General features: G+C 60.8%; 1 protein-coding gene. It reads right to left on the reverse strand.

Annotated elements, in window-relative coordinates; genetic code table 11:
• Positions 1–273, reverse strand: a 273-nt coding sequence (locus tag KZZ07_RS26925; RefSeq protein WP_219520034.1) for a hypothetical protein, incomplete at both ends; no start/stop codon positions are given.

The following is a 273-nucleotide window of genomic DNA, read 5'->3' on the forward strand; positions in this document are numbered from 1 at the left end:
GCAAGCAGATTCGAATCTGCTTGCTGATCGCCGGAACGATCAGCTTTGCGATCAGGTCAATGATCGCTGCGGTGGGATCGGCAGCAGGGTCCGGCGCCGGTGCAGGTGCCGGGGCCACCGGCCCGGGCGCTGGATTTTGACCGCCGAGAGTCTTGATCAGCTGCTGGAGAAGGGTACTGACGTCGTCGGCTGAAAGCGGCATCTTGATGGCTCCGTCCTTCGCGATTTTTTGCAGCAGTGTGACAATTGCCAGCACAGCGTCCGGGTTCGCTT

Origin of the sequence: Mameliella sp. CS4 (genome assembly GCF_019392335.1) — a bacterium.
Taxonomy (GTDB): Bacteria; Pseudomonadota; Alphaproteobacteria; order Rhodobacterales; family Rhodobacteraceae; genus Antarctobacter.